The following is an 8075-nucleotide window of genomic DNA, read 5'->3' on the forward strand; positions in this document are numbered from 1 at the left end:
GCACATCAAGAAGAAGCTGCCCCAGGCCTTCGTGATCGCCGGCAACGTGGCCACGCCCGAAGCCGTGATCGACCTGGAGAACTGGGGCGCGGACGCGACCAAGGTGGGCGTGGGCCCAGGCAAGGTCTGCATCACCAAGCTCAAGACGGGTTTTGGCACCGGCGGCTGGCAGCTGTCGGCGCTCAAGTGGTGCGCGCGTGTGGCCACCAAACCCATCATCGCGGACGGTGGCATCCGCCACCACGGCGACATCGCCAAGAGCGTGCGCTTTGGCGCGACGATGGTGATGATCGGCTCGCTGTTCGCCGGCCACGAAGAGTCCCCGGGACAGACGGTCGAAGTCGACGGCAAGCGCTACAAGGAGTACTACGGCTCGGCCAGCGACTTCAACAAGGGCGAGTACAAGCACGTGGAAGGCAAGCGCATCCTGGAGCCGATCAAGGGCCGGCTGGCCGACACCCTGCGCGAGATGCAGGAAGACGTGCAAAGCTCGATCAGCTACGCGGGCGGCACCCAGCTGACCGACCTGAAGAAAGTGAACTACGTGATCCTGGGCGGCGAAAACGCCGGGGAACATTTGTTGATGTAACCCCCCGCGCCGCCTGCGGCGTCACCCCCCCAGGGGGCGGCACTGGCGGCCCGGCAAAGCCGGTTCCGCGGTGCCCTGGAACCGACCCCCCTCCAGCGTGAAGTGCCTGTTGTCGAGGATGCGGTGGAACCGGCTCCGCCGGGCCACTCGCATCGCCCCCTTGGGGGGGTGACGCGAGCAGCGCGGCGCGGGGGTGGGTCAAATGTCCAGCATCTGCAGCAGCAGTTTGTGCAGCTGGTGTCGCGGTTCAACCAGTGCATCGACCACTGTAAAGTGGTTGCGCCCTGGCACCTCTTCGCACACGGGCACCGCGTCCTCGCCCCAGGCCTGACGGATCAGCTGGTTCTGCCGGCGGAACTCGCCGCTCTCGTCCCCGCCGACCACCGACACCAGCACCCCACGCCCCTCGCCCACATAAGGCGCGGGCATGCCGGCCGGGCTGGCGCGCAGCGCGTCGGCCGGCGTCAGCTGCAGACTGCCCTGCAGAAACGGCGTGTGGCGCAATGGCTCCAGGTCGAACACGCCGGACATCGACAACGCGTCCTTGACCAGGTCGGGTGGAAGGTCATGGTGCACCTGCTGCCACATGCAGTTGAGCAACAGGGCCGCCAGGTGACCGCCCGCCGAATGACCGACCACCGTGATGCGCTGCGGATCGCCACCGTGCACGGCGATGTGCCGGTACACCCAGGTCAAGGCCTGCACCATCTGCAGCACGATGTCGGGGATGGTGACCGCCGGGCACAGCGCGTAGTTTGGCACCACCACACAGGCACCCTTCTTCACAAAGGGTTCGGCGATGAAGCTGTGATCGGCCTTGTCCAGGGAACGCCAGTAGCCCCCGTGGATGAACACCAGCACCGGTGCCGGTGCGGTGTCGGGTTTGAGCGGCGCCGGAAAGATGTCCAGCGTCTCGCCCGGCCCGTGCCCGTAGGCCACGTCGATCAGCGCATGGCGCAGTTGCTTGCGCGTGGTTGCCGAATCCCGCGCCCAGCGCTCCAGGATTGGCCCGTGCTCCGGCACCAGGGCACGGTTGTTGTACTGGGCGTCCAGCCAGGCGGGGTCGAAAGAGGTGTCGGCGTTCATACAAACCATTGTGTCACGCAGGTTTTGGCGAGCGTTCGCCCTGCGTGACAGGCGTGCCGGATGACACCGACCTCCCAATGATGTATTCTGTATACAGAGTACAGAATCCAACCTATGAGCGCCCAACTGCTGCAGCTGACCACCACGCCCGACCTGGCCGACCAGGTGTACCGGGCGCTGCTCGATGCGATCAGCGAAGGCTCGCTCGCACCCGGCCAACGCATCACACAGGAAGAACTGGCCGAGCAGCTGGCCGTCTCGCGCCAGCCGGTCATGCAGGCGCTGCGCCTGCTCAAGAAAGACGGCTTTGTGCAGGACGCGCCTGGCCGCGGCCTGCAGGTCACGCCGCTGGACCCGCGCTGGCTGGCCCAGGTGTACGAGGTGCGTGGCGCGCTGGACACCCTGGCCGTGCGCCGGGCGGCCGAACGCCGCACCCAGCTGGACCCGGCGCTGTTCGCCCGCGGTCGCGAGGCCGTGGCGCGCGGCGACATCAAGGCCATGATCGACGCCGACCTGGCTTTCCACAGCGCGCTGTATCAGGCCGCTGGCAACCCGCTGATCGAACAGAGTGCCCTGCTGCACTGGCAACACATCCGCCGCGCCATGGGCGAGGCGCTGCAAAGCTCCGCTCTGCGCGAGCCGGTGTGGGACGAACACGAGGCCATCGCGCAGGCCGTGGTGCTGGGCGACGCCGAACGCGCCGAAGCGCTGATGCGCCGGCACAGCGATCAGGCCAGCGCACACCTGGCCGAACAACTGAACGAGGCCGCCGCAACCAACAACTCCGTGGTTCTTTGAACCACTTTGCGCGGACGCCGGGCTCACCGCCTGGCGTCCGCTTTTTTCTGCAGCTGGCAGCAAGCTGACACCGACCGAGCACCGTGGCGCCACCCGCATAAACTTTCTGACCCGAACACCCAGCCCCGCTTTCACCGTGAACCCTCCCACCCCACGCCCCACCATCGCCGTGCTCGGCTTCGGCATGATGGGTTACCCCATGGCCCGCCGCCTGTGCGAAGCGGGCTTTACCGTGCACGCCTGGAACCGCTCGCGCGCCAAAGCCGAGCGCCTGCAGCCCCTGGGAGCCCAGGTGCACGACACCCCAGCGGAGGCCGTTGCCGCGGCCGACCTCGTGATCACCCTGCTTGAAGATGGCCGCGCGGTGGAAGACGTGCTGTTCCGTCAAGGCACCACCGAAGGCCTGTGCCCGGGCACCCTGGTGGTGGACATGTCCTCGATCCAGCCACGCCAGGCGCGCGACCACGCGGCCCGCCTGGCCGCCATCGGCGTGCAACACCTGGACGCGCCGGTCTCCGGCGGCACCGTGGGCGCTGAAGCGGGCACGCTGGCCATCATGGCCGGCGGCAAACCGGCCGACTTCGACCGTGCGCTCCCGGCCTTCGAGGTGCTGGGCCGCGCCACGCACGTGGGCCCCACCGGCGCCGGCCAGCTGGCCAAGCTCGCCAACCAGATGATCGTGGGCATCACCATCGGTGCGGTGGCCGAAGCCCTGCTGCTGTGCGAACGCGGCGGTGCCGACATGGGCAAGGTCAAGCAGGCCATCACCGGCGGCTTCGCCGACAGCCGCATCCTGCAGGTGCACGGGCAACGCATGGTGGACCGCGACTTCGCCAAACGCGCCGCCATCACGGTGCAGCTCAAGGACATGCGCAACGCCATGGCCACGGCCGGTGAGGTCGGCTTTGATGCGCCCATCACCGCCCTGTTTGAAAAGCTCTACGCCGAAGCGGCCGACCATGGCCTGTCCGACCTCGACCATTCGGCCCTGTTCATGGAACTGGCCAGCCGCAACGGCATGTCCTGAAGCGCGGCGCAGCGCTAGAATCCGCGCACATGGGGACGTAGCTCAGCTGGGAGAGCGTCGCGTTCGCAATGCGAAGGTCGGGAGTTCGATCCTCCTCGTCTCCACCAAAACAAAAAAAGCCGCTGTGTTCACAGCGGCTTTTTTCATGGGGCTTGTTCAGCCCTCCTGCGCTTCAGCGCGGGGTGCGGCGGGCCATCGGGCGCGACGGTGCGCCTTCCGAGCGGCGCTGCGGGGCATCGCCGCGCGGGGCGCCGCGGTCAAAACCACCACGGTCGGCAAAACGGTCACCGCCGCGGTCAGCGAAGCGGTCACCCCCACGCTCGGCACCCTTGTCGCTGCGGCCGAAGCTGCCGAAGCCGGCGTTGGCGCGCGGGGCCGGGCGGCCACCCTGCGGACGATCGCCGAAACCACCGCGGCCCGCAGGGCCGGCGGGGCGCTGCTCACCACGGTTGTCACCGCGGGACTCGAAACGGTTGTCAAAACGCGCTTCGCCGCGCGGTTGATCGAAACGGGGCTGGTCGAAGCGGGTTTGTTCACCGCGGCCTTCGAAGCGCGGCGCATCGCCACGGCCTTCAAAACGCGGGCCGCGCGGCGCGGGCGCACCGCGGCGGTCACCACCGAAGCGGTCATTGCCGCCACGGCCGGCCGGGCGGCCACCACGGCCAAACGGCTCGGCTTGCGGCGGGCGCTGGCGCGGCTCCAGACCGGTCACGGTTTCCACCGCGATGCGCTGGTGCGTGAAGGCTTCGATGTCAAAGATCTTGCGGCGGTCGCGGAACTCGGCCAGCGTGACGGCCAGGCCGTCGCGACCGGCACGGCCGGTGCGGCCGATGCGGTGGGTGTAGTCCTCGGCCTTCATCGGCAGACCGAAGTTGAAGACGTGGGTGATGGTGGGCACGTCGATGCCGCGGGCCGCGACGTCGGTGGCCACCAGAAACTGCACCTGACCGCCGCGCAGGGCCATCAGGCGGCGGTTGCGGATGCCCTGGCTCAAGGCACCGTGCAGCGCCACGGCGGCGAAGCCGGCCTGCTGCAGATCGGTCGCCAGACCGTCGCATTCGACCTGCGTGCTGCAGAACACCACCGCCTGGTCGATCTTGGTGTCGCGCAGCCAGTGGTCCAGCAGCTTGCGCTTGTGGTCGGCGTTGTCGGCCCAGAACAGCACCTGCTTGATGTTGGCGTGCTGCTCTTGCGGGCTGTCGATCTGCACCTTCTGCACGTGCTTGCCACCGTCGTGCATCACGCGCATGGCCAGTTGCTGGATGCGCGGCGCGAACGTGGCGCTGAACATCATGGTCTGCTGGCGCTGGCTGGTCAGGTCGTTGACTTCGGCCAGGTCGTCCGAGAAGCCCAGGTCCAGCATGCGGTCGGCTTCGTCGACCACCAGGAATCGCACCTGGTCGAGCTTGAGCTGTTGCGAGCGCTGCAGGTCCAGCAGGCGGCCGGGGGTGGCCACCACGAGGTCGGCGTTCTGCAGCTTGGCGATTTGAACCTGGTAGGGCATGCCGCCCACCACGTTGGCGACGCGCAGGCCGCGGCAGTGGCGCACCAGTTCGATGGCGTCGTGCGCCACCTGCTGGGCCAGTTCGCGCGTCGGGCACAGCACCAGGGCGCCGGGCGTAGCGGCCTTGAAGTGGCGCGGGTTGGTCGGGTCCTTGCGCTTGGTGCGCTTGGGCGCCGGCTCACCCTTGGCCAGCGCGTCGGCGGTGGCCTGCTCGAACGCCAGGCGTTCTTCTTCGGCGGCGGCGGCCTGCTGTTGCAGCAGGGTGTGCAGCACGGGCAGCAGGAAGGCAGCGGTCTTGCCGCTGCCGGTCTGGCTGGACACCATCAGGTCGGCGTGGCGCGCTTCGCCCTTGCCCAGCAAGGCCTTGGGGATGACGTTGTTCTGCACCTGGGTCGGTTGCACGTAGCCGAGGTCGGCACAGGCTTGAACCAGCTCGGGCGACAGGCCCAGCAGCTCGAAACCGTTGGGCTCGGCGGGGGCGGCAGGCTCAGTGGCTTCGACGGCCTGGGTGGCATCGACGGTGGTGTCGAGGGCGGCTTCGCCTTCGGTGGAGAGGATGTCGGGCGTGAAGTCGCCGTGGGAATCAAAAGAGTCGCTCATGTTCAGTCCTTGCGCGGTGTGCGCAATTGATCGAAAAAAGACGCTCAGGGGGCCGCTCAAAAGGCTCCAGGGCGCTTGATCCGTTCGTGGTTACAAAACATCAACCATCAAACGTTCAACGCGCCGGAGATCGCAGCCTTCGTGGAAATGAAGCCGCAAGCGGGGTGCGAATGGCCCATCCCGCGTTGCCGTTGCCCGGAGGGCGGTGGCTGGGCCGGGTCCGCCGCAGGAGGCTGCGGGCCGGCTTTCACGTTCGGGGGGCCTGTGTAAGAGGCAGATGCACAAGATGCGCGGGGTTTTCCGCGCATCCAGTGATTATGGCATGGGTTTCGGGTTTTCACCTAGCGTTTTCGAACGCACCGGCTTTTGGGCGACCACACCGCGGCTGTCGCCGGACAGGGGCGCGGGTAAGATTCATCAGTTTGACGCTTGATTGAAAGCGTTTTGTCACATTTGACCCAGGAGTCCCGATGTTCTTTGCCAAGCTCTTGCCCCGCGAAGGCAATTTTTTTGAATTGTTCAACCAGCACGCGGAGCACATCGTGGAGGCCGCTCACGCGTTTTCCAAGCTGGTGCAGAACTACAACGACGCCCACCTGCGCGACAAATACAACCAGGACGTGGACAACGCCGAGCGCGCGGCAGACCGGGTGACGCAGGAAGTCAACCGCCTGATCCACACCACCTTCATCACGCCGATCGACCGCGAGCAGATCCACTCGCTGATCAACGGCATGGACGACGTGGCCGACCTGATCCAGGACTCGGCCGAGACCATGGCGCTTTACGACGTGCGCCACATGACCGAAGAGATCACCCGCCTGACCGACCTGAGCGTCAAGTGCTGCGAACGACTGAAGCACGCGGTGAGCCTGCTGGAGAAAGTCAACGAACCCAAGACCGCCGAGGCCGCGCTCAAGACCTGCGAAGAGATCGACCGCCTCGAATCGGACGCCGACCGCGTGATGCGCGCGGCCATGAGCAAGCTGTTCCGCGAAGAGCCCGAGGTGCGCGAGCTGATCAAGCTCAAGGCGATCTACGAGCTGCTGGAGACCATCACCGACAAGTGCGAGGATGTGGCCAACCTGCTCGAGGGCGTGGTCCTCGAAAACTCCTGATCGCGGGGAGCCTCTCATGACGACCGTTCAGACGGCCCTGTGGGTCGTGGTCATGCTGGTCATGCTCGCGTTGGTGTTCGATTTCATGAACGGGTTTCATGACGCCGCCAACTCGATCGCGACCGTCGTCTCCACCGGGGTGCTCAAGCCTGGCCAGGCGGTGGTGTTCGCCGCCTTCTTCAACTTCATCGCCATCTTCATCTTCCACCTCAGCGTGGCGGCGACGGTGGGCAAGGGCATCGCCGATCCGAGTGTGGTGGACCCCCACGTGGTATTCGGCGCGCTCGTGGGCGCCATCAGCTGGAACCTCATCACCTGGTACTACGGCATCCCCAGCAGCTCGTCGCACGCGCTGATCGGTGGCATCGTCGGTGCGGTGATCGCCAAGGCCGGCACCGGTGCCCTGGTGGCGTCCGGCGTGCTGCGCACCGTGGCCTTCATCTTTGTGTCGCCGCTGCTGGGCTTCCTGCTCGGCTCGCTGATGATGGTGGCGGTGGCCTGGATCTTCCGCCGCGCCCGCCCGCTGCGGGTGGACGGCTGGTTCCGACGGCTGCAGCTGGTCTCGGCCGCGGCCTACAGCCTGGGCCACGGCGGCAACGACGCACAGAAGACCATCGGCATCATCTGGATGCTGCTGCTGGCCACCGGCTACGCCAGCGTGGCCGACAAGTCGCCGCCCACCTGGGTCATCGTCAGCTGCTACATGGCCATCGGTCTGGGCACCATGTTCGGCGGCTGGCGCATCGTCAAGACCATGGGCCAGAAGATCACCAAGCTCAAACCGGTGGGCGGCTTCTGCGCCGAAACCGGTGGCGCCATGACCCTGTTCCTGGCCACCACGCTGGGCATCCCGGTGTCCACCACCCACACCATCACCGGCGCCATCGTCGGCGTGGGATCGGTGCAGCGCGCCAGCGCGGTGCGCTGGGGCGTGGCGGGCAACATCGTCTGGGCCTGGGTGCTGACCATCCCGGCCTCGGCTTTTGTGGCGGCGGTGGCCTACTGGGTGTCGATGCAGCTGTTCTGAGCGCAAGCTGCATTCCATGAACAAACGGGGCACAAGGCCCCGTTGTTCATTTCAGCAGGTGCTGGCGGTAGTGCTCCAGCTCGTCGATGGACTCGTGCACATCGGCCAGCGCTGTGTGCTTCTGGTGCTTCTTGAAGCTGTCGTACACCGCCGGGCTCCAGCGCTTGGCCAGTTCCTTGAGCGTGCTCACATCCAGGTTGCGGTAGTGAAAGTACGCCTCCAGCTTGGGCATGTACTTCACCAGGAATCGCCGGTCCTGGCCGATGCTGTTGCCGCACATGGGCGAACCATTGCGGGGCACGTATTTGCCGATGAAGGCCAGCAGT

General features: G+C 66.7%; 8 protein-coding genes and 1 tRNA gene. 6 read left to right on the top strand and 3 right to left on the bottom strand.

Going from position 1 to position 8075, the window contains the following annotated elements; translation table 11 throughout:
- Window positions 1-589 (top strand): GMP reductase (locus tag ACR2JA_RS08080; RefSeq protein WP_434008582.1); only part of this gene is annotated, 589 nt, incomplete at its 5' end.
- A gap of 198 nt (window positions 590-787) precedes the next feature.
- Here the strand turns inward: ACR2JA_RS08080 and ACR2JA_RS08085 are convergent.
- Window positions 788-1675, bottom strand: coding sequence for an alpha/beta hydrolase (locus tag ACR2JA_RS08085; RefSeq protein WP_434008583.1), 888 nt, complete (start codon window positions 1673-1675; stop codon window positions 788-790).
- 114 nt (window positions 1676-1789) lie between these two features.
- Between ACR2JA_RS08085 and ACR2JA_RS08090 the strand changes: the two genes are divergently transcribed.
- The 3 genes from ACR2JA_RS08090 (at window position 1790) to ACR2JA_RS08100 (ending at window position 3607) form a co-directional block, all read left to right on the top strand.
- Window positions 1790-2473 carry a GntR family transcriptional regulator gene (locus ACR2JA_RS08090; protein ID WP_434008584.1) on the top strand — a complete coding sequence of 228 codons (684 nt, stop codon included), beginning with the start codon at window positions 1790-1792 and terminating at the stop codon, window positions 2471-2473.
- A 136-nt stretch (window positions 2474-2609) separates the two neighbouring features.
- Window positions 2610-3500 carry an NAD(P)-dependent oxidoreductase gene (locus ACR2JA_RS08095; protein WP_434008585.1) on the top strand — a complete coding sequence of 297 codons (891 nt, stop codon included), beginning with the start codon at window positions 2610-2612 and terminating at the stop codon, window positions 3498-3500.
- A gap of 31 nt (window positions 3501-3531) precedes the next feature.
- A tRNA-Ala gene (locus ACR2JA_RS08100) sits at window positions 3532-3607 on the top strand.
- Window positions 3608-3672: 65 nt separating this feature from the next.
- Here ACR2JA_RS08100 and ACR2JA_RS08105 read toward each other — a convergent pair.
- Entirely contained in the window at window positions 3673-5604 is a 1932-nt protein-coding gene (locus ACR2JA_RS08105; protein ID WP_434008586.1) for a DEAD/DEAH box helicase, read from the bottom strand.
- A 470-nt stretch (window positions 5605-6074) separates the two neighbouring features.
- Between ACR2JA_RS08105 and ACR2JA_RS08110 the strand changes: the two genes are divergently transcribed.
- The gene (locus tag ACR2JA_RS08110) at window positions 6075-6722 is read left to right on the top strand and encodes a DUF47 domain-containing protein (protein WP_434008587.1); all 648 of its coding nucleotides are present in this window, start codon (window positions 6075-6077) and stop codon (window positions 6720-6722) included.
- A 16-nt stretch (window positions 6723-6738) separates the two neighbouring features.
- Window positions 6739-7749 carry an anion permease gene (locus ACR2JA_RS08115; RefSeq protein ID WP_434008588.1) on the top strand — a complete coding sequence of 337 codons (1011 nt, stop codon included), beginning with the start codon at window positions 6739-6741 and terminating at the stop codon, window positions 7747-7749.
- Between the two features lie 46 nt (window positions 7750-7795).
- Here the strand turns inward: ACR2JA_RS08115 and orn are convergent.
- The coding region (orn, locus tag ACR2JA_RS08120; RefSeq protein ID WP_434008589.1) for an oligoribonuclease at window positions 7796-8075 on the bottom strand (280 nt) is incomplete at its 5' end.

The organism is Hydrogenophaga sp. (genome assembly GCF_051007235.1).
Taxonomy (GTDB): domain Bacteria; phylum Pseudomonadota; class Gammaproteobacteria; order Burkholderiales; family Burkholderiaceae_C; genus Hydrogenophaga.

Bases quoted from the DNA above. Each gene is read 5' to 3' on its own strand.
- ACR2JA_RS08085 (WP_434008583.1), bottom strand. From the start codon at position 1,675: ATGAACGCCGACACCTCTTTCGACCCCGCCTGGCTGGACGCCCAGTAC.
- ACR2JA_RS08090 (WP_434008584.1), top strand. From the start codon at position 1,790: ATGAGCGCCCAACTGCTGCAGCTGACCACCACGCCCGACCTGGCCGAC.
- ACR2JA_RS08105 (WP_434008586.1), bottom strand. From the start codon at position 5,604: ATGAGCGACTCTTTTGATTCCCACGGCGACTTCACGCCCGACATCCTC.
- ACR2JA_RS08110 (WP_434008587.1), top strand. From the start codon at position 6,075: ATGTTCTTTGCCAAGCTCTTGCCCCGCGAAGGCAATTTTTTTGAATTG.
- ACR2JA_RS08115 (WP_434008588.1), top strand. From the start codon at position 6,739: ATGACGACCGTTCAGACGGCCCTGTGGGTCGTGGTCATGCTGGTCATG.